The following is a 20,590-nucleotide window of genomic DNA, read 5'->3' on the forward strand; positions in this document are numbered from 1 at the left end:
GCTCAGAGGGAGCGGCGCAGCAGGCCGCTCATGGTGATCCGGTCGCCGCGGAAGCGGATGAACTCCAGGTCCACGGGCCTGCCGTCGCGCAGGTGGGTGAGGCGTTCCAGCATCAGGACGGCGGCCCCGCGCGGGGCCTGGAGCACGGCGGCGGAGTGCGCGTCGGCGTTGACGGCCTCCAGGGTGATCTCGGCGTGGCCGAGGGGCTGCCCGGTCAAGGTCTCCAGCAGCCGGAAGACGTCCGTGTTCTCCAGGTCGCAGCCGAGCAGTCCGGCGCCGATGTCGAGGGGGACGTAGGTGAGGTCGAGGGAGAGCGGCAGCCCGTTCAGCCGCCGCAGCCGTTCGATGTAGAGCACCTCGGCGTGCTCGGGCAGCCGCAGCCGGCCGGCGACGGGGGCGGGCGCGCGGACGGGGCCGACGGTACGGACCTCGTTGGTCACCCGGCCGTGTTCGTGCAGGGTCTCGGCGAGGCCCTGGAGGCGGTCGAGGCCGTGCGGGTACTTCTCGCAGACTACGACGGTGCCCACGCCCGGCCGACGCTCCACGAGCTGCTCGCCGCGCAGCAGGTCGAGGGCCTGGCGGACGGTGTTGCGGCCGGCGCCGTAGTCGGCGGCGAGGGTGTCTTCGAGGGGCAGGACCCCGTCGGGGTAGCCGCCCGCCAGGATTTGGTGGCGCAGCAGGTCGGCGAGCTGCCGCGCCTGGTCCGCGCGCAGCCGGCGCCGGCGCGCGGCGGCGACCGGGACGGTGTGCTCACGGGTGCGTTCGGCTGGCATGGCACGGAACATACCGACGGGCCCCGGCCCGTGGTGTTGCCGCAGTGTTGCGCCACCGGGCGGCGCTCACGCACCGCTGTGACCTGTGGTTTCGGCGGGGCGGCGGGAAGATCCGCCACCCCGCCGACGCGGGTCGTCCCGAGGTGTGGACTAGCGGGATCCCACGATGCGGCCGATGACCTCGCCGAGGCCCACCCGGGTGCCGTTGGCGCCGGGCGCCCACGCGGTCAGGGTGACGGTGTCGCCGTCCTCCAGGAAGGTGCGCTTGCCGTCGGCGAGTTCGATCGCGTCGCGGCCGTTCCAGGTCAGCTCCAGCAGCGAGCCGCGCTGGTCGACGTCCGGGCCGCTGACGGTGCCGGAGCCGTAGACGTCGCCGGTGCGCAGGGAGGCGCCGTTGACCGTCATGTGCGCCAGCTGCTGGGCGGCGGTCCAGTACATGGTGGCGAACGGCGGGCGCGCCACCTCCTGGCCGTTGATGGAGACGGTGATGTGCAGGTCGAAGCCGCCGGGGCGGTCGCTGTCGGCGTCGTCGAGGTAGGGCAGCAGCGGGAAGTCCCGGGCGGGCGGGGCGACGCGGGCCGCGTCGAGGGCCTCCAGCGGGGTGACCCAGGCGGAGACGGAGGTCGCGAAGGACTTGCCGAGGAAGGGGCCCAGCGGCACGTACTCCCAGGCCTGGATGTCGCGCGCGGACCAGTCGTTGAGCAGGAACAGGCCGAAGACGTGGTCCTCGAAATCGGCCAGCGGGACCGGGCTGCCCAGCTCGGAGGGGGCGCCGACGACGAAGCCGACCTCGGCCTCGATGTCGAGCTTGACGGACGGGCCGAAGACGGGCGCCGGGTCGGTGGGCGCCTTGCGCTGCCCGCAGGGGCGTACGACGTCGGTGCCGGACACGACGATGGTGCCGGAGCGGCCGTGGTAACCGATCGGCAGGTGCTTCCAGTTGGGCGTGAGCGCGTCGCCGTCGGGGCGGAACATCTTGCCGACGTTGGTGGCGTGGTGCTCGCTCGCGTAGAAGTCGACGTAGTCGGCGACCTCGTACGGGAGGTGCAGCGCGACCTCGTCCAGCGGCAGCAGGTGCGGCTCGACGGTCGGGCGGTGACCGGGGTCGGTGACCCAGGCGGTCAGCGCGCGGCGCACGTCCCGCCAGGCGGTGCGGCCGGCGGCCAGCAGCGGGTTGAGCGAGGCCTGTCCGAGCAGTCCGGCGTAGGGGGACCCGAGCGCGACCGCGGCCGCCCCGGCGTCGAGCACGTGCCCGCCGATGCGCACGCCGATCCGGCGGCGGGGGTCCCCGGAGGTGGAGAAGACGCCGTACGGGAGGTTGTGCGGGCCGAACGGATCGCCCTCGGGAACATCGAGGGGGCTCTGCTGGGGCATGGGGTACTGCCTCACTTTCGATGCGGTCCGGGGGTGTCCCGGGGGCTGGTTGACACGTTACGTGGCTGATGGGGCCTGTGGGAGGCCGGATTCGGGCGCTATTTGTAGGACTTGTCCAACGAGGTCCGTATCCTTGGCGCCGTGACTTCCGCCCCGCCTCCGGCCCTCCCTTATGCCTTGATCGCCACTGACCTGGACGGGACTCTGCTGCGCGCCGGAGACACCGTCTCGGCCCGCTCGTACGCGGCCCTCGCGACGGCGCGCGCCGCCGGCGCACAGCACATCATCGTGACCGGACGCCCCGTCCCGCAGGTACGCCACGTCCTGGACGGTCTTGGCTACACGGGGCTCGCGGTGTGCGGGCAGGGCGCGCAGGTGTACGACACGGCGTCCGGCACGCTGCTGCGCTCCGTGTCGATGGACCGGGAGCTGGCGGAGGTGGCGCTCGGGAAGATCGAGGCGGAGATCGGCGAGGTCTACGCGGCGGTCAACCAGGAGGGGGTGGACGCGGAGATGCTGATAGGGCCGGGCTACCGGATGTGGCATCCGCACCTGCCGACGGTCCGGGTGCGGCGGCGGGCCGATCTGTGGGCCGCGCCGATCAACAAGGTGCTGTTGCAGCACCCGGAGCTGGACGACGACGAGCTGACGCGGGTGGCGCGGGGAGTGGTGGGCCACCTGGTGAACGTCACCATGGCCGGGGAACACACGGTGGAACTCCAGCCGCCGGGCATCGACAAGGCGAGCGGGCTGGCCCTGGCGGCCGAACTCCTGGGCGTCGGCCGGTCCGGGACGATCGCGTTCGGGGACATGCCGAACGACGTCCCGATGTTCGCGTGGGCCGCGCACGGGGTGGCCATGGCCAACGCGCACCGCGAGCTGGTGGCGGTGGCCGACGAGCTGACCCTGTCGAACGAGGAGGACGGCATCGCGGTCGTCCTGGAACGCCTGTTCGCCTAGCGGCGAGCCGCCGGGGAAGGTCCGGCCCCGCCGGTGATCGGGTGACGGGGGCCCGGCCGGTCAGACGGCTGCGCGGGGGATGCGGCGTTCCCAGGTGCGGTGGAAGACGATCTCGGTGCCTTCCCGGCAGACGAGTTCGTTCGAGGTGAGGAAGCCGCCCTCGTCGCACGAGATCTCCGACCGGGTCTCCACCCTGGTGTCCCAGGACAGGTCGGGGCGGTGCAGGCGGATGCGCCACTGCGAGCGGGTCCGGGCCGACAACGGGTCCCCCTCCTGGATCTCGTAGACCTCCGCCGCGTCCTCGCTGAACTCCAGGCCGTCCGGGTACACCCGCGTGCCCCCGTGCCGGGGGTCGACCTCCAGCCGCCAGGTCCCGCGCGCGACGTCCCGTACGACCACCCGCTCCGGCCGCGGCTCGTCCAGCGTCGCCGGGACGGTCACGCCCAGCGGAGCCGACTGCTCCGGCGGCTCGAAGGTGATCTCCGGTCCGGCGGTGGCCGTGCGGACCGGGAGCGTCAGCGCGCTGCCCGCCGGCTCCAGGGTCCAGCCCGCCTCGGAGCCGGCCCGCGGCCAGATCCACGGCCAGTACGCGGAGGACAGCGCCAGCCGGATCCGGTGCCCGGGCGGGAAGGAGTGGCCGATCGCGTTCAGCTCGAACGTGACGTCCTCGTACGCCCCCACCGGCCACCGGGCCGCCTTGTCCCGCCCCTGCCGCGCCGAGAGGTTCAGCGCGCCCCGGGTGACCAGCGTGGAGGAGCCGTCCGCCGCCACGTCACACAGCCGCGCCACCACCTGGCCGTACGGGACGTCCATGCGCAGGCGCAGGGTGACCGCGGGGCGTCCCAGGATCTCCACCCCCTCCTCCCCGCCGACCGGGAACTCGAAGCACGCCGACTTCGCGTCCTCCTCCCGCTGGTCCGGCGGCAGGTCCGCCTCGTTGCCGAACGGGAGGAACCGCCCCGCGTCCAGCCCCGTGTGCTGCGGGGAGGCCACCAGAACCGGCGCGCCCTGGAGTTCGTAGGAGACCGGTACGACGGACGGCGACGGCCACGCCCGATCCCCGACCCAGCGGCCCTCCAGCCGCTCGTACACCGTCGCCGGACGGTGTGATCGCGAGATCCAGGACCGCAGGACGGGCTCGGCCATGACCCCGTTGTCCACTCCCTTCAGCCAGTGGTCCCACCACCGCAGCGTCTCCTGGAGGAACCCGATCGCCGGACCCGGCGCAAGCCCTCGGTCCGGGTACTGGTGCGACCAGGGCCCGATCAGCCCCCGCACCCGGTCGGCCGGCAGGTGCGCCACCAGCCGCAGCACCGCGTCCCGGTACGGGTCGTGCCAGCCGCCCACCGCCAGCACGGCCGCGCCGATCGCCCCGTAGTCCTCGCAGACGCTGCCGTGCTTCCAGTAGTCGTCCCGCGTCTGGTGCGACAGCCAGGTGTGGACGAGGGGTTCCACCGACTCCAGCCGCGCCAGCCACTGCTCCCGCCAGCCGTCGCCGGCGTACAGCGGGTCCGGCGGCCGCGCCGAGAACGCCAGCATCGCCGCCGCCCACGCGTGCATGTCCACGGCCAGCACCGAGCCGCCCATGTAGTGCGCGTCGTTGTCGTACCGGTCGTCCGTCGAGCAGACGGTGACCACCGCCTTCAGCGGCTCCGGTGCGAGCGCCGCGATCTGGAGCGAGTTGAAGCCGCCCCAGGAGATCCCGAACATCCCCACCGACCCCGTGCACCACGGCTGCGCCGCCAGCCACTCCACCACCGCCACCCCGTCGGCGAGTTCCCGCGCGTCGTACTCGTCGCCCGGCGCACCCCCGCTGCACCCGTGGCCGCGCACGTCCACCCGTACGGACGCGTAGCCGTGGCCCGCGTACCAGGGGTGGCGCTGCCAGTCGCGCGGCGCGGTCCAGTCCGTCAGCCGGTACGGGAGGTACTCCAGCAGCGCCGGAACCGGCTCGTCCGTCACCGGGCGCCAGATCCGCGCGTACAGCTCCACTCCTCCAGGCAGCGGAATCCGGACATCCTCGCGTGTGGTCTCGTACGGGAAATCAGTGCGGATGATCATGCGGAAACCCTCACGAATCGCCTGCCAATCGCCTCAGTGGACGGGGTGCGTCGTGCGCCGCGGCCACGGCGCCGGCGCGAGTACGACCAGGCCCATCGCCACCGCCACGGCGCCGTTGACGCCGAGGTGCGCGGGGTTGGGTGGCCAACACGCCGAAGGCGGCGAGGCCGCCGGTGATCTTCCACACGGCGGCGCGCATCGCGTCGGGCGCGAGCGCGTACTCGGCGGAGTGCTTTCGTCCGGCCAGATGGCGGCGCCCGGCGACGTGGTGGAGGTCCCGTAGGCCGCCGGATCCCGGGGCTCGTCCCTGGCGGTCGCAGTTCTGGACAAAACGTATGCTCCGGTTGATTCGGCTCCTCACGAACATACCGGTGTGGTTCGGGCGCTGCGCGCGTGACGGCGCCCCCGTGGCCGGGAAGGCGCTCTCCGTGATCGAAAACGGACGGGATACGCTGGCTTGAGTGATGGCAGCGACACATCGACAATCCATGTGATCGTCAGCGTGATCGTCAGCAGACAGGAGTACCCCTCGTGACCGTCGTCGGGCCGTTCGGACTGAGCGTGCGGGACCAGGCTCTTGAAACCGATGTCCAGGCCGGACTGGCCGCCGTCGAGGCGGGTCTGCTGGAAGCCACCAAGAGCGAAGTCCCCTTCATCACCGAAGCCGCGCAGCACCTGGTGCGCGCCGGAGGCAAGCGGTTCCGCCCGCTGCTGGTCATGCTCGCCTCGCGCTTCGGTGATCCCTACGCACCGGGGATCGTGCCGTCCGCCGTGGTCGTGGAGCTCACCCACCTGGCGACGCTCTACCACGACGACGTCATGGACGAGGCGGACGTGCGCCGCGGGGTGGCCAGCGCCAACGCCCGCTGGGGCAACTCCGTGGCCGTCCTGACGGGTGACTTCCTGTTCGCCCGTGCCTCGCACATCCTGGCGGACCTCGGGCCCGAGGCCGTACGGATCCAGGCCGAGGCCTTCGAGCGGCTGGTGACCGGCCAGATCCTGGAGACGGCCGGCCCGCGCGACGGGCGCGACCCCGTCGAGCACTACCTGGACGTCATCGCCGGCAAGACCGGCTCGCTGATCGCGGTCTCCGGCCGCTTCGGCGCGCTGATGTCCGGCGCCGACGAGTCGGTCGTGGACATCCTGACCCAGTACGGCGAGCGCCTCGGCACCGCCTTCCAGCTCGCGGACGACGTCCTGGACATCGCCTCCGACTCGCACGAGTCCGGCAAGACCCCGGGCACCGACCTGCGCGAGGGCATCCCGACGCTGCCCGTGCTGCGGCTGCGCGAGATGGCGGCCCGCGACGGGAACCCGGACGACCTGGAACTCGTACGGCTCCTGGACGGCGACCTGACGGACGACGCCCTGCACGCCGACGTGCTGGCCCGGCTGCGGGTGCACCCCGCGCTGGAGCGGGCCCGCCGCGACACGATCCGTTACGCGCAGGACGCGCGGGCCACGCTCGCGCCGCTGCCGGAGTGCTTCGCGAAGTCGGCGCTGGAGGAGCTGTGCGACGCGGTGGTGCACCGCGCCGGATAGCGGCGCCCGCGGGGCACCGCGTACGACAGACGGCACGGGCCCGGGCCCGGCATCCCCTACGGGTGGGGGATGCCGGGCCCGGGTTTTGTCATCCCTGGGGCGTACGCGGAGTTGATTCCGGGGAGTGACGCCGCGCCCCCCCTCCTTTGGTCAGATAGAGGCACATCCCCACCAGATCGGGTGAGAGTGGCGCCGCGGGGTGGACGTGACGCATCTACGGAGGCAGGGCATACAGATGGCAACGAACTCGAAGACCCGCAAGGCCGCACGGTACGCCGTACCGGCGGCGGTGCTCGGCGTGGCCGCGGCGACCATCGCCATGGTCCCGGCGTTCGCCAACGGATCCGGCCCGGACCTGCCGAAGGTCACGGCGCAGGAGCTCATCGAGAAGATCGCGGCCTCGGAAGTGGAGCAGCTGTCCGGCACCGCGAAGATCAGCACCGACCTCGGCCTGCCGACCATGGCGAGCGGCCTCCTCGGCGGTGGCGGTGTCGCGGGCGGCTCGGCCAACCCCGAGGACAAGATCACGCAGCTGGCGAGCGGGACGCACACCTTCCGCGTCGCGGCCGACGGCGAGGACCGCCAGAAGCTCACGTTCCTGGACGGCAAGGACGAGTACACGCTGCTCCACAACGGCGCCGACGTGTGGGGATACGACAGCAAGTCGAACGAGGTCTTCCACGAGAAGGACGCCGACGCCGCCAAGGGCGAGCACAAGAAGGGCGAGCGCGCGAAGGGCGAGGGCCTTCCCGCCTCGCCGCAGCAGCTCGCCCAGGACGTCCTGAAGGCCGCGGGCCCGACCACGGACGTCACGGTCGGCGACACCGCACAGGTCGCCGGGCGGGACGCCTACCAGCTGGTCCTGAAGCCCAAGCAGAGCGGCTCCACCATCGGCTCGGTGCAGATCGCGGTGGACGCCAAGAACGGCGTTCCGCTGCGCGTGCAGGTGCTGTCCAGCCAGGGCGGCAAGCCGATCGTGGACGCGGGCTTCACCAAGGTCGACTTCGCCAAGCCGGCCGCCGACACCTTCGCCTTCACGCCGCCCAAGGGCGCGAAGGTCACCGAGGGCGCGGCGGAGCAGGGCGAGGGCCGCAAGGGCCACGACAAGGAGTTCAAGGCCCTGGAGTCCTTCCCGGGCCTGGAGGGCCTGACCGGCGGCGGCGAGAACGGCGACGTGAAGGTGCTCGGCGAGGGCTGGGCGACGGTCGCCCGCATCGACTCGGGCGCCGGCAAGGGCCTGAAGGACCTGGAGGGCGCGGCGAAGGACAAGAACGCGCCCAAGCAGGCCCAGCAGTTCCTCGACTCCCTCGGGGACAAGGTCAAGGGCAAGTTCGGCGAGGGCCGGATCTTCTCGACCCGCGTGGTCAACGCCCTGATCACGGACGACGGCAAGGTCTACATCGGTGCGGTCACCAAGGACGCGCTGGTGAAGACGGCCGACGCCAACAAGTAGCGGCGCCGGCCTGAAGAAGGGTGGGCGGGGACTGTGTCCCTGCCCACCCTTCGGCCGTTCCGGCCCCCGGTACAGCGACCCCGCTGTACGGTGAAAAACATGTCGAGACACGTCACCATCCGCCTGAACGAAGAGTTCCACGAACGCCTCAAGGCGCGCGCGGCGGCACTGGGGACGACCGTCACCGCGTTGATCACCGAGGTCACGGAGCGCGAACTCGACGAGGACCGGAGCAACTTCCTGTCCGGCATCGAGGAGTTCGCCGACCACTGGGGCTACTTCCAGGAGCGGTTCGGCAATTGAAGATCACCATGGAGTGGGCCTGGACCGCGCTGGCCCACCATCTGCCCTCGGATCCCGCCGTGTGGGATCCCTCCGGGGTGGCCGCAGCGGTCGCCCGGCACCAGAACGACCTCGTCCTGGTCCCCGAACAGCCCGCCCCCGACACCGCGTGGCGGGCCGCCGCGTTTTTGCACACCCTCGCGGTCTGCCCGGCACTGGAGTCCCCGATGAACGAGTTCTACGCGGCCGCCGCGACCCGCTCGTACCTGCGGGTGGCCGGGGCCAGGCAGCTGCCCTCGCCGGAGGAGCTCGGCGATCTGGTCGAGGCGGCGAAGCTGGGGCGCGCGGACGTCGCCGCGGTGGCCGAGGAGCTGCGGGCCCGGATCCAGGAGCCGCAGCCGACCCCCTTACGGGCGGGGACCGAGGGCGCGTAGCACCACCGGGGCCTCGTCCGGGTGCAGCCGCAGCTCGGTGGCGCCGTCCTCGGACCGGAAGGCGATGCTGATGTCGTCGGCGGAGACCGGCTCCAGGGGCGGGAAGTCGATCGCGGCCGTCTCGGTGCGCCCCTTCTCGCGCCAGCGGGCGGGCCCGCCCGGCGGCAGTTCGACGTGGCCCTCGCGCCAGTGCCCGCCGGTCAGTTCGCGGTCCCGCAGGTCGCAGGGGACGTACACGAGCCGGCCCCGGGCGTGGTGCCCAAGACGCCGCAGCCGCCACCACTTCCCCACGAGTCGTGCGGGGTTGCCGACGGTGACGACCACGGCGATCAGGACGAGCAGGGCGGTGATGATCTCCGACATGGCCCGATCGGATCACGGGCGGACCCGGAATCCAAGTGGTTTAGACCATGTTGTCGATCACGCGCCCACCGGGCCTCGCGGCCTTCTCAGAACGTGATCTTCCAGCTGTTGATGTAGCCGACGTCCTGCGCCGCCGTGTCCTTGACCTGGAGCTTCCAGACGCCGTTGGCCACCTCGCTGGAGGCGTTGACGGTGTAGCTCTGGACGAGGTTGTCGGCGCTGCCTCCGCTGCGGTTGTGGAGGTTGTAGACGGTGCCGTCGGGAGCGACCAGGTCGACGACCAGGTCGCCGCGGTACGTGTGGACGATGTTCACGTCCACCTTCGTGGTGGCCGGGGCGTTGCCCGCGACGCCCGAGACCGTGATCGGCGAGTTCACCCCGGCGGCGGGGGAGTCCGGGATGTTCACGTCCGCCGTGTTCTCGAAGGACGGGCCGGGCGGCACCGGGGTGGCCGCGCCGAGGTTCCAGATCGCGTAGGCGATGGCGTCCGCGTTGCGGTCCAGGGCGGTGTCGTTGATGTTCGCCGTGGTGTCGCAGGAGGAGTGGTAGCAGCGGTCGAAGGCCTGACCGGAGGTGCCGCCCCACTTCTGCGCCTGGGCCGCCGTCTTGGTGTAGTCGGCGCCGGAGAACAGGCCGCCGACCGGGACGCCCGCGCTCTTGAACGGCGCGTGGTCGGAGCGGCCGTCGCCCTCGGTCTCTATCTCGGTCGGGATGCCGAGCCCGGCGTAGTAGTTCTTGAAGGTCTGCTCGATGGCCGGGTCGTCGTCGTAGACGAAGTAGCCCGGGTTCGGCGAGCCGATCATGTCGAAGTTCAGGTAGCCGGAGATCTTCGCCTTCTCGGCCGCCGGCAGGTTGTTGACGTAGTACTTCGAGCCGATCAGGCCCAGTTCCTCCGCGCCCCACCAGCCGAACCGCAGGTGCTTCGTCGGCTGGAGCCCCGCTCTGGAGACCGCGAGCGCGGCTTCCAGGACGGCCGCCGAGCCGGAGCCGTTGTCGTTGATGCCGGGGCCCGAGGTCACCGAGTCCAGGTGGGAGCCGGACATCAGGACCGAGTTGGGGTCGCCGCCCGGCCAGTCGGCGATCAGGTTGTAGCCGGTGGCGCCGCTGGAGGTGAAGGTCTGCAGCGTGGTCGTGAAGCCGGCCGCGTCCAGCTTGGCCTTCACGTAGTCGATCGAGGCCTTGTAGCCGGCCCGGCCGTGGGCGCGGTTGCCGCCGTTGGCGGTGGCGATGGACTGGAGCTGCGTCAGGTGTGCCTTGACGTTGGCCAGCGGGATGTCGGGCGGCGTCGGCGCCGCGGTGACCGCGGAAGGCGCGGCGGTCGCGGAAGGCGCGGCGAGCGCGGCGGGTGCGGTGGAGGCGAGCAGCCCCGTGACCGCGATCGCGGTCACGGCGGCGAGACGCCGGGAGACGGACAGGCTCATGTGGGGGCTCCGGGATTCCGTTTGGGGATGTGAACGGAACGTGCGGGGATGGCGCGGGTGAGCGTTCGTGCGTCAGTGCGAGCCCGATGGTCAGTGAGAGTGTGACTGTCCGTCAAGACCAGATTTTGGACAGGGGAGTTCGGAAAACGGACGATCCCCGCTGCGGGAGTTCCGCAGCGGGGATCGTGGGGCGATCGGGAGTCTTGTTACGCGGGCTCGCGGGCCGGCGCGACCTCGGCGGCGGCCGCTCCGCCGGGGGCCGCCCCGGGGGCCGCCGTGCCCTGCGCGGCGACCGCCTCGGCCGCGGCGAGCCGGACCCGCGAGCGGCGGGCCGTGCGCAGCGCGTCCCAGGTCAGCAGCGCCAGCGCGACCCAGACCAGGGAGAAGCCGGCCCAGCGCTCCGGCGGCATCGCCTCGTGGAAGTAGACGACGCCCAGCCCGAACTGGAACACCGGCGCCAGGTACTGGAGCAGGCCGAGGGTGGACAGCGGAACCCGGATCGCGGCCGCCCCGAAGCAGACCAGCGGGATCGCCGTGACCAGCCCGGTCGCCGCCAGCAGCGCCGAGTGCCCGGCGCTCTCGGTGGCGAAGGTGGACCGCCCCTGCGCGCCCAGCCACAGCAGGTAGCCGAGGGCGGGCAGGAACAGCAGCGCGGTCTCGGCGGCCAGCGACTCCACGCCGCCCATGTTGAGCTTCTTCTTGATCAACCCGTACGCGGCGAAGGAGAAGGCCAGGACCAGGGAGATCCACGGCGGCCGCCCGTACCCGATGGCCAGCACCAGGACGGCGGCGACGCCGATGGCGACCGCCGACCACTGGGCACGGCGCAGCCTCTCGCCGAGCAGCAGCACGCCGATCGCGATCGTGACCAGGGGGTTGATGAAGTAGCCGAGGCTGGCCTCGACGACGGCGCCGTTGTTGACGGCCCAGATGTACAGGCCCCAGTTCACGGAGATCACCGAGGCGGCCAGGGCGGTCAGGCCCAGCTTGCGGGGCTGGCGCAGCAGCTCTCGTATCCAGCTCCAGCGGCGCAGGGCCAGCAGCGCCACACCGACCACGGCCACCGACCACACCATGCGGTGGGCCAGGATCTCGACGGCTCCGGAGGGCTTCAGGAGCGGCCAGAAGAGGGGGACCAGGCCCCACATCCCGTACGCGCCGAATCCGTAGAGCAAACCCGTGCGCTGCTCGGTCTGTGCCTTCACGGGGCCTCCAGTGCGAAATTCAGCCAACCTCACGAAGGTAGCGTCGCGGGCCCCGGATGTCATGCCCGTTCACACGAGATACTCATGACATGCCCGGGGCCTTGTGCGGCGGGGCCGGTGTTTGCCGCCCGGGCGGCGTCGGCGACCGAGGCCCGTGTCGGCCGCTCAGGCCAGCGCGGCCGCGATCGCCTGCGCCACCGGGGTCGTCGGCCGCCCGATCAGCCGGGACAGGTCGCCGTCCGTGGCGGCGAGGCGGCCGCGCGAGATCGCCGCGTCCACGTCGACGAGGAGCGCCGCGAAGCCCTCCGGGACGCCGGCGCCCGTCAGGATCGACAGGTGCGCCTCCGCGGGGACCTCCGCGTACGCGACCTCGCGGCCGGCCTGCGCGCCGACCTCGGCGGCGTACTCCGCCAGGCTCCAGGCGGTGTCGCCGGACAGCTCGTAGATCCGGCCGAGGTGACCGTCCTCGGTCAGCACCACGGCCGCCGCGGCGGCGTAGTCGGCCCGCGCCGCCGAGGCGATCCGGCCCTCGCCCGCGCTGCCCACGACCGCGTCGTGCTCCAGGACGACACCCAGGTTGCCGGTGTAGTTCTCGTGGTACCAGCCGTTGCGCAGGAAGGTGTACGGGAGCCCGGAGTCGAGGATCGCCTGCTCGGTGACCTTGTGCTCGGCGGCCAGCTCGAAGTCGGCCTCGGGCCCGCCCAGGATTCCGGTGTACGCCAGCTGCGCCACGCCCGCCGACGTCGCGGCATCGATCACGGCGGTGTGCTGCGGCACGCGGCGCCCGACCTCGCTGCCGGAGATCAGCAGCACCCGGTCGCCTGCGTGGAAGACGTCGGCCAGGCTCGCCGCGTCGTCGTAGTCGGCGATCCGTACGTCGACGCCGCGCTCGGCCAGGTCGGCGGCCTTCTCCTTGTTCCGGACGACGACGGCGAGGCGGTCGGCGGGGATCCGGTTCAGCAGCTCGTCGACGACGAGACGGCCGAGGGCTCCGGTGGCTCCGGTGACGACGATGCTCATGCTGATCTCCTGCTTTCCTTGCTGCGGGGTGATGTCACTACCGTAGGGAGAGCGCTAACTTTTCGGTAGTACCCACTTTGAAGTAAGGTACTGGCATGGGAGTAAGTGTCGAAGTCACGGTGAAGGCCCCGATGTGCCCCTCGCGGGGGGTGCTGGAACACGTCACCAGCCGCTGGGGCGTGCTGGTCCTGGCCACCCTCGTCGAGCGCTCGTACCGCTTCAGCGAGCTGCGCCGGGAGGTCGGCGGCGTCAGCGAGAAGATGCTGGCCCAGACCCTGCAGACGCTGGAGCGGGACGGGTTCCTGGTCCGCGACGCCAAGCCGGTGATCCCGCCGAGGGTGGACTACTCGCTCACGGAGCTGGGGCGCGAGGCCGCCGAGCAGGTGTGGGCGCTGGCGCGCTGGACCGAGCGGCGCACCGCCGACGTCCAGGCGGCCCGGCTCGCCTACGACGCGGCCCGGACCTCCTGAGCGGGGGTCCGGGCCGGGGGCGGGCGACGGCGGCGGGTCAGCCGACGACGGTCCAGGTGTCGTTGCCGGCGAGGAGCGTGGCGAGGTCGCCCTTGCCGCGCTGGTCGACGGCGGTGTCCAGCTGCTGCGCCATGAGCGTGTCGTAGACGGGCCGTACGACGTCGCGCAGGACCCCGATGGGCGTCTGGTGCAGCGTGTCGGCGTCGGCGAGCCGGGAGAGCGCGAAGGCGGTGGTCGGGGACACGGCGTGCGCGTCGTGGACCAGGATCCGCGCCTCGTTCTCGGGCGTCACGGTCACCACCTCCAGATCGCCGGTGGCGTGGTCGCGGACGACGCCCTTGGCGCCGTCGGCGCCGAAGCGGATCGGCCGGCCGTGCTCCAGGCGGATGACGGCCTCCTGCGCCTGGTCTTTGTCCTTGAGGACCTCGAAGGCGCCGTCGTTGAAGATGTTGCAGTTCTGGTAGATCTCCACCAGCGCGGTGCCCTGGTGGTCGGCGGCCGCGCGCAGCACCTCGGTGAGGTGCTTGCGGTCGGAGTCCACCGTGCGGGCGACGAACGTGGCCTCCGCGCCCAGCGCCAGGGACACCGGGTTGAACGGCGCGTCCAGGGAGCCCATCGGCGTGGACTTGGTGACCTTGCCGAGCTCGGAGGTCGGCGAGTACTGGCCCTTGGTCAGCCCGTAGATCCGGTTGTTGAACAGCAGGATCTTCAGGTTCACGTTGCGGCGCAGCGCGTGGATGAGGTGGTTGCCGCCGATGGAGAGCGCGTCGCCGTCACCGGTCACGACCCACACCGACAGGTCGCGCCGCGAAGTGGCCAGGCCCGTCGCGATCGCGGGGGCGCGGCCGTGGATGGAGTGCATCCCGTAGGTGTTCATGTAGTACGGGAAGCGGGAGGAGCAGCCGATCCCGGAGACGAAGACGATGTTCTCCTTCGCCAGGCCGAGCTCGGGCATGAACCCCTGGACGGCCGCGAGGACGGCGTAGTCACCGCAGCCGGGGCACCAGCGCACTTCCTGGTCGGACTTGAAGTCCTTCATGGACTGCCTGGCGTCCGCCTTGGGGACCAGCGAGAGCAGGTGGGGGGCGTCGGTCACCTCAGTCATTGATGGCCTCCTCGAGAACCTTCGCGAGCTGCTCGGCCTTGAACGGCATTCCGTTGACCTGGTTGTACGACTGGGCGTCGACCAGGTATTTCGCGCGGATCAGACCTGCGAGCTGCCCGAGGTTCATCTCCGGCACCACTACCTTCTGGTAACGCCCCAGGACCTCCCCGAGATTCCTCGGGAAGGGGTTGAGATGGCGCAGATGGGTCTGCGCGATCGGCACCCCGGCGCCCCGCAGCCGGCGAACGGCGGCGGTGATGGGGCCGTAGGTGGAGCCCCAGCCGATGACGAGGGTGTCGGCCTGCCCCGGGTCGTCGACCTCCAGGTCCGGCACCGCGATGCCGTCGATCTTGGCCTGGCGGGTGCGGACCATGAGGTCGTGGTTGGCCGGGTCGTACGAGATGTTGCCCGAGCCGTCCTGCTTCTCGATCCCGCCGATCCGGTGCTCCAGCCCGGGTGTGCCGGGCACCGCCCACGGCCGGGCCAGCGTCAGCGGGTCCCGCTTGTACGGCCAGAACACCTCGGTGCCGTCGGCCAGCTCGTGGTTCGGGCCCGTCGCGAACGGGGTCTTCAGGTCCGGGAGGTCGGCCACGTCCGGGATCCGCCACGGCTCGGAGCCGTTCGCGAGGTACCCGTCGGAGAGCAGGAACACCGGCGTCCGGTACGTCAGCGCGATCCGGGCCGCGTCCAGCACCGCGTCGAAGCAGTCCGCCGGGGTCCGCGGCGCCACGATCGGCACCGGGGCCTCGCCGTTGCGCCCGTACATGGCCTGGAGCAGGTCCGCCTGCTCGGTCTTGGTCGGCAGACCCGTCGAGGGGCCGCCGCGCTGGATGTCCACGACCAGCAGCGGCAGCTCCAGCGACACCGCCAGCCCGATCGTCTCCGACTTCAGCGCCACACCCGGCCCGGAGGTGGTGGTCACCGCGAGGGAGCCGCCGAAGGCCGCGCCCAGCGCCGCCCCGATCCCGGCGATCTCGTCCTCGGCCTGGAAGGTCCGCACGCCGAAGTTCTTGTGCCGGCTCAGCTCGTGCAGGATGTCGGAGGCCGGGGTGATGGGGTACGAGCCCAGGTAGAGCGGCAGATCGGCCTGCCGGGCCGCCGCGATCAGCCCGTACGACAGCGCCAGGTTCCCCGAGATGTTGCGGTAGGTCCCGGTCGGGAAGTCACGCGTGGCCGGGGCGACCTCGTAGGAGACGGCGAAGTCCTCGGTCGTCTCGCCGAAGTTCCAGCCGGCCCGGAACGCGGCCACGTTCGCCTCCGCGATCTGCGGCTTCTTCGCGAACTTCTGCCGCAGGAACGCCTCCGTCCCCTCGGTCGGCCGGTGGTACATCCACGACAGCAGGCCCAGAGCGAACATGTTCTTGCTGCGCTCGGCCTCCTTGCGCGGCAGCCCGAAGTCCTTCAGCGCCTCCACCGTCAGCGTCGTCAGCGGCACCGGGTGGATGCTGTAGGCGTCCAGCGAGCCGTCTTCCAGCGGCGAGGTCTCGTACCCGACCTTCGCCATCGGGCGCTTGGTGAACTCGTCGGTGTTGATGATGATCTCCGCGCCGCGCGGCACGTCCGCGATGTTCGCCTTCAGCGCGGCCGGATTCATCGCCACCAGCACGTTCGGGGCGTCGCCCGGCGTCAGGATGTCGTGATCGGCGAAATGCAGCTGGAACGAGGAGACACCCGGCAGGGTGCCGGCGGGCGCCCGGATCTCGGCGGGGAAGTTCGGCAGCGTGGAGAGGTCGTTCCCGAAGGACGCCGTCTCCGAGGTGAACCGGTCACCCGTCAACTGCATACCGTCACCCGAGTCGCCGGCGAACCGGATGATCACCCGGTCGAGGCGGCGGATCTCCTTGCCTTTTCCGTTCCCACCCGCGTGGTCGGCCGTCCGTTGCTCGCCGACCACAGCCCCTTCGGCCCCGTCGGCCTGCTCGGCTGGGCTACTGACCTGGCTGGTCACTGAACTGGACCTCCTTCGAGGCGGGCGCTCGCTCCCGAGGTCAACCCTACGTCCGTGAGGGTGTGCATCCTCGGGGCGCCCGAATTCTGGACCGCCCCCGCGGGCGGCCTGTCCGACAGACGCCGTGCTGCATACCTGACAGAGTGTCAGTCGATCAAGACCGGAGATAGGTGAGAACCGCCAGTACGCGCCGGTGATCCCCGTCACTCGGGGACAGCCCGAGCTTCATGAAGATATTGCTGACGTGCTTCTCCACCGCTCCGTCGCTGACCACGAGCTGCTTGGCCACCGCCGAATTCGTGCGGCCCTCGGCCATCAGGCCCAGCACCTCGCGCTCGCGCGGGGTCAGGCCCGCCAGGACGTCCTGCTTGCGGCTGCGGCCCAGGAGCTGGGCGACGACCTCCGGGTCCAGGGCCGTACCGCCCTTGGCCACCCGGACCACCGCGTCCAGGAACTCCCGGACCTCGGCCACGCGGTCCTTCAGCAGATACCCCACTCCGGTACTCGAACCGGCCAGCAGTTCGGTGGCGTACTGCTCCTCCACGTACTGCGACAGCACGAGCACACCTATGCCCGGGTAGTCGCGCCGCAGCCGCACGGCCGCCCGTACGCCCTCGTCGGTGTGGGTCGGCGGCATCCGTACGTCGGCCACCACCACATCCGGCAGCGCGCCCTCCGCCGCGAGATCCGAAACCGTCTTGATCAGGGCTTCCGCGTCCCCGACGCCGGCCACGACGTCATGCCCCCGGTCGGTCAGCAGCCGGGTCAGGCCCTCGCGCAGCAGCACTGAATCCTCGGCGATGACCACCCGTACCCTGTCTTCCACGATTCAGCAGCTCCCGCGTTCACGACCGTCCGGCAATCCCTGGCACAGCCAAGCATCCCAGCCTCGGGGCCCGATCAAGGGCGGTTCCGAGCCAAAGCGTGGCGCGCGAGCAGGGTTTTCGTGAGCGGGCGGGTGCGGGGCGGTACGGGTGGACCCGTATCGGACACTCCCCAGGGCGTGTCCGGCGGATCATGGCCGGGCCCGGGTCGGACCCCGATCCACCGGACACCCCCTAGTGCTGTGCGCGCCAGGGGAGCTCGGCGGTGACGGTGGTGCCGCCGCCGGCGGGGGAGTCCACGACCAGCACCCCGTCCACGGCGTCCAGCCGCTCCGCGAGCCCGGCCAGCCCGCCGCCCGGCCGGGTGTCCGCCCCGCCGCGGCCGTCGTCGCAGACCTGGAGCAGCAGCCGCTCCCCGGACTTCCACACGTCGACGCTCGCGCAGCGGGCCCGCGCGTGCTTGCTGATGTTCTGCAGCAGCTCCGAGACCGTGAAGTACGCGATCCCCTCGATCGCCGCCACCGGGCGGCCCGGCAGCTCCACCGCCACCTTCACCGGCACCGCGCACCGCGACGCCACCGACGAAAGCGCCGCGTCCAGGCCCCGGTCCGTCAACACCGCCGGGTGGATCCCGCGCGCCAGGTCTCGCAGCTCCTGGAGGGCGATCTTCACCTCGCCGTGCGCCTCGTCGACCATCCGCGCGGCGGCCTGCGGGTCCTCGGTCAGCTTCTCCTTCGCCAGCCCCAGGTCCATGGCCAGCGCCACCAGCCGGGCCTGCGCCCCGTCGTGCAGGTCCCGCTCGATGCGCCGCAGGTCGGCGGCCGCGGTGTCGACGACGACGCCCCGGTCGGACTCCAGCTCGCTGATGCGGTGCGCGAGCCGGGAGGGCCCGAGCAGCCCCGCGACCAGGAGCCGGTCGACGCTGGTCAGCGCCCGCACCACCCACGGCGTGACCAGCGTGAACGCCAGTCCGATCAGGCAGGCCAGGGCGATCTCGGCCGGGCTGTCCAGGTAGAAGGAGTAGTCGTCGTTCTCGAAGAGTTCGAGCCCGGGCTGGTCGGTGTAGGTGGGGAAGACCCAGAACCAGAGCGGGTACAGGAGCATGGCCCACCCGTACGTCCAGAACACCACCGACAGCGTGAAGGTGAACACCGCCCACGGGAAGTGGATCACCGAGTACAGCGCGTGGCGCCAGGCGCTGCCGCTCCCCAGCACCGCCCCCATCGCGGCGAGCACCCCGGGCTTACGGGCCCGGATCGGCTCCGGATCGGCCACCTCCACGCCCAGCAGCCCGCGCACCCGGGCCCGCTCCAGCTGCCCGAACCCGCGGCACATCGCGAGCACCCCGGCCAGAACCGGAATCCCGAGGAAGGTGACGAGCAGCCCGGCGCCGAGGCTGACCCCGGCGATGGCGAGCGCGAAGTACACCGTGCTGAGCGGCAACCCGACCACCACGAACCCGAACTCCCGCCAGGCCCACCCCGACACGGGCGCCCGCAACACCCGTCCGACCCCGCCACGGTTCCCCATAACCCCACTCCGCCCTTCCAAGACCCTGTCCACCCCCCAACCCTGACCCCACCCCACCCCCCAAACCATCCGGCCCGTAGGCGTCCCGCCCGGGGGGTTAACCCCACCTCTCCCGACCCTGCCGACGTAAGAGGCACGGCCTGCTGGGGCGGCGCCCGAGGAGGCGAGCCCGCAGGCCCCGGGCGGCCCGCCGCCGACCGAGCCGGCCGGGCGCACCCAGCGGGCCGGTCCCCGCCGGGGCCGGGCAAACTCCGGTCGCGGCGGCGTTCGAGGCACGGCCTGCTGGGGCGGTGCCCGAGGAGGCGAGCCCGCAGGCCCCGGGCGGCCCGCCGCCGACCGAGCCGGCCGGGGCACCCAGCGGGCCAGTCCCGGCCCGGACCGGGCAACTCCGGCCCCGCCGGCCCTGGAGGCGCGAGGTCTGGGGAACGGCGGCCCGCAGGGCCCACCGAGCCGGCCGGGCGCACCCAGCGGGCCGGTCCCCGCCGGGGCCGGGCAAACTCCGGTCGCGCGGGTCTGGGGCGGCGCCCCAGGAAGCGGGCCCGCAGGGTCCGGGTGGCCCGTGCCGGGCGCCGCTTCCCCCGGTCCCGCCGGCCCGCAGGGCCCGGCCTGCCCGGCCGGGGCGGGCGCTACTTGCCCCGGTCCCGCCACGGCAGCTCGGCGGTGACGGTGGTGCCGCCGCCGGTCGGCGAGTCCACCGCCAGCACCCCGTCCACCGCGTCCAGCCGCTCCCCGAGCCCCGCCAGTCCCGACCCGGCCAGGGCACTGGCTCCGCCCCGCCCGTCATCCGACACCCGGATCAGCAGCCGCGCCCCCGACCGCCACACCTCAACCCCCGCCCCCCGCGCCTGCGCGTGCTTGCTGACGTTCTGCAGCAGCTCCGAGACCACGAAGTACGCGATCCCCTCGATCGCCGCCGCCGGCCGCGCCGGCAGCTCCACCGCCACCCGAACCGGAACCACGCACCGCGACGCCACCGACGACAGCGCCGCGTCCAGCCCCCGGTCCGTCAACACCGCCGGGTGGATCCCCCGAGCCAGATCCCGCAGCTCCTGGAGCGCCAGCTTCACCTCGCCGTGCGCCTCGTCCACCATCGCCGCCGCCCCCTCGGGATCCTCCAGCAGCTTCTCCTTGGCCAGGCCCAGCCCCATCGCCAGCGCCACCAGCCGTGCCTGCGCCCCGTCGTGCAGGTCCCGCTCGATCCGCCGCAGATCCGCCGCCGCCGTGTCCACGACGACCCCCCGGTCCGACTCCAGCTCCGCGATCCGCCGCTCCAGCTCGTCCGACGGGGACAGCAGCCCTCGTACCATCGCCCGGTCCACGTTCGTCAGCCCGCGCGCCACGTACGGCAGCACCGGCCACAGCACGAACAGCCCGACCAGCGCCACCGTGAAGGTCAGCACCCCCCACGGCAGCCGCACCAGCTCGTACAGCACGTTCCGCCAGGCCACCGGGTCCTTGAGCGCCGTCCACAGCCACGGGAAGAACCCGCCCGCCCGCTTCGGACGCGGCAACGGACTCGGCTCGTCCACCCGTACGCCGAGCAGCGCCCGCGCCCGCGCGCGCTCCAGCCGTCCCAGCTGGCGAGACAGGAAAAGACCGCACGCGAGCAGCGGCAGCCCGATCGCGGTCACGGACAAACCGCCCGCGGTCACTACCATGAAGAGGGTGTAAACAAAGCCGATCAGCGCCGCCGGCAGATTGGCCAGCAGGTACGCGATTTCCTTCCAGGTCCCGGCGTTTAGGGCCGGACGTACCCGAGGCGGCCGGTCATGGTCGGAGGCTTGATCGATCACGGTCATGCGGCACAGCCTGCCAAGCGGCGTCG

At 72.0% G+C, this 20,590-nt stretch carries 18 protein-coding genes; 6 read left to right on the plus strand and 12 right to left on the minus strand.

Features of this window, described 5'->3' with window-relative positions; all coding sequences use genetic code 11:
* Positions 1 to 2: 2 nt before the first annotated feature.
* Positions 3 to 773: a GntR family transcriptional regulator gene (locus tag OG982_RS17585; RefSeq protein ID WP_266785687.1), complete on the minus strand. Its 771-nt coding sequence runs from the start codon at positions 771 to 773 to the stop codon at positions 3 to 5.
* Positions 774 to 923: 150 nt separating this feature from the next.
* Positions 924 to 2,147, minus strand: a complete 1,224-nt coding sequence (fahA, locus tag OG982_RS17590; protein ID WP_266785685.1) for a fumarylacetoacetase — start codon at positions 2,145 to 2,147, stop codon at positions 924 to 926.
* A 141-nt stretch (positions 2,148 to 2,288) separates the two neighbouring features.
* Between fahA and OG982_RS17595 the strand changes: the two genes are divergently transcribed.
* Positions 2,289 to 3,107 (plus strand): HAD family hydrolase, encoded by an 819-nt coding sequence (locus OG982_RS17595; protein ID WP_266785683.1) that lies wholly within the window; start codon positions 2,289 to 2,291, stop codon positions 3,105 to 3,107.
* A gap of 60 nt (positions 3,108 to 3,167) precedes the next feature.
* On the opposite strand, the gene OG982_RS17600 is transcribed toward OG982_RS17595, so the two are convergent.
* On the minus strand, positions 3,168 to 5,168 hold the full coding sequence (locus OG982_RS17600) for a CocE/NonD family hydrolase (RefSeq protein ID WP_266785681.1): 2,001 nt from the start codon (positions 5,166 to 5,168) through the stop codon (positions 3,168 to 3,170).
* A 531-nt stretch (positions 5,169 to 5,699) separates the two neighbouring features.
* Between OG982_RS17600 and OG982_RS17605 the strand changes: the two genes are divergently transcribed.
* The 4 genes from OG982_RS17605 (at position 5,700) to OG982_RS17620 (ending at position 8,879) form a co-directional block, all read left to right on the plus strand.
* Positions 5,700 to 6,710: a polyprenyl synthetase family protein gene (locus OG982_RS17605; RefSeq protein ID WP_266785679.1), complete on the plus strand. Its 1,011-nt coding sequence runs from the start codon at positions 5,700 to 5,702 to the stop codon at positions 6,708 to 6,710.
* A 235-nt stretch (positions 6,711 to 6,945) separates the two neighbouring features.
* Complete coding sequence (locus OG982_RS17610) at positions 6,946 to 8,163, plus strand: sigma-E factor regulatory protein RseB domain-containing protein (protein ID WP_266785677.1); 1,218 nt, start codon at positions 6,946 to 6,948, stop codon at positions 8,161 to 8,163.
* 99 nt (positions 8,164 to 8,262) lie between these two features.
* A complete protein-coding gene (locus tag OG982_RS17615) occupies positions 8,263 to 8,466 on the plus strand; it encodes a ribbon-helix-helix domain-containing protein (protein ID WP_229895123.1) in 204 nt (67 codons plus the stop codon).
* The gene (locus tag OG982_RS17620) at positions 8,463 to 8,879 is read left to right on the plus strand and encodes a hypothetical protein (RefSeq protein ID WP_266948854.1); all 417 of its coding nucleotides are present in this window, start codon (positions 8,463 to 8,465) and stop codon (positions 8,877 to 8,879) included. Before OG982_RS17615 ends, OG982_RS17620 begins: the two co-directional genes overlap by 4 nt.
* On the opposite strand, the gene OG982_RS17625 is transcribed toward OG982_RS17620, so the two are convergent.
* From OG982_RS17625 to OG982_RS17640, 4 genes are all read right to left on the minus strand, one after another.
* Complete coding sequence (locus OG982_RS17625; protein ID WP_266948856.1) at positions 8,853 to 9,242, minus strand: hypothetical protein; 390 nt, start codon at positions 9,240 to 9,242, stop codon at positions 8,853 to 8,855. The two genes, OG982_RS17620 and OG982_RS17625, sit on opposite strands and share 27 nt — an antisense overlap.
* An 86-nt stretch (positions 9,243 to 9,328) precedes the next feature.
* On the minus strand, positions 9,329 to 10,663 hold the full coding sequence (locus tag OG982_RS17630) for a M28 family metallopeptidase (protein WP_266785670.1): 1,335 nt from the start codon (positions 10,661 to 10,663) through the stop codon (positions 9,329 to 9,331).
* 206 nt (positions 10,664 to 10,869) lie between these two features.
* Positions 10,870 to 11,868, minus strand: a complete 999-nt coding sequence (gene rarD, locus OG982_RS17635; RefSeq protein WP_266785668.1) for an EamA family transporter RarD — start codon at positions 11,866 to 11,868, stop codon at positions 10,870 to 10,872.
* 165 nt (positions 11,869 to 12,033) lie between these two features.
* Positions 12,034 to 12,888 (minus strand): SDR family oxidoreductase, encoded by an 855-nt coding sequence (locus OG982_RS17640; protein WP_266785666.1) that lies wholly within the window; start codon positions 12,886 to 12,888, stop codon positions 12,034 to 12,036.
* A gap of 95 nt (positions 12,889 to 12,983) precedes the next feature.
* Between OG982_RS17640 and OG982_RS17645 the strand changes: the two genes are divergently transcribed.
* The gene (locus tag OG982_RS17645) at positions 12,984 to 13,358 is read left to right on the plus strand and encodes a helix-turn-helix domain-containing protein (RefSeq protein ID WP_266785664.1); all 375 of its coding nucleotides are present in this window, start codon (positions 12,984 to 12,986) and stop codon (positions 13,356 to 13,358) included.
* 37 nt (positions 13,359 to 13,395) lie between these two features.
* On the opposite strand, the gene OG982_RS17650 is transcribed toward OG982_RS17645, so the two are convergent.
* From OG982_RS17650 to OG982_RS17670, 5 genes are all read right to left on the minus strand, one after another.
* Positions 13,396 to 14,454 carry a 2-oxoacid:ferredoxin oxidoreductase subunit beta gene (locus OG982_RS17650; protein WP_266791896.1) on the minus strand — a complete coding sequence of 353 codons (1,059 nt, stop codon included), beginning with the start codon at positions 14,452 to 14,454 and terminating at the stop codon, positions 13,396 to 13,398.
* 1 nt (position 14,455) lies between these two features.
* Positions 14,456 to 16,411 carry a 2-oxoacid:acceptor oxidoreductase subunit alpha gene (locus tag OG982_RS17655; RefSeq protein ID WP_266785662.1) on the minus strand — a complete coding sequence of 652 codons (1,956 nt, stop codon included), beginning with the start codon at positions 16,409 to 16,411 and terminating at the stop codon, positions 14,456 to 14,458.
* Positions 16,412 to 16,565: 154 nt separating this feature from the next.
* A complete protein-coding gene (locus OG982_RS17660; protein WP_323139263.1) occupies positions 16,566 to 17,237 on the minus strand; it encodes a response regulator transcription factor in 672 nt (223 codons plus the stop codon).
* Positions 17,238 to 17,469: 232 nt separating this feature from the next.
* Complete coding sequence (locus tag OG982_RS17665; RefSeq protein WP_266785660.1) at positions 17,470 to 18,765, minus strand: sensor histidine kinase; 1,296 nt, start codon at positions 18,763 to 18,765, stop codon at positions 17,470 to 17,472.
* 626 nt (positions 18,766 to 19,391) lie between these two features.
* Positions 19,392 to 20,564: a sensor histidine kinase gene (locus OG982_RS17670; protein ID WP_266785658.1), complete on the minus strand. Its 1,173-nt coding sequence runs from the start codon at positions 20,562 to 20,564 to the stop codon at positions 19,392 to 19,394.
* Positions 20,565 to 20,590: the final 26 nt, after the last annotated feature.

It is taken from the genome of Streptomyces sp. NBC_01551 (assembly GCF_026339935.1).
GTDB lineage: Bacteria > Actinomycetota > Actinomycetes > Streptomycetales > Streptomycetaceae > Streptomyces.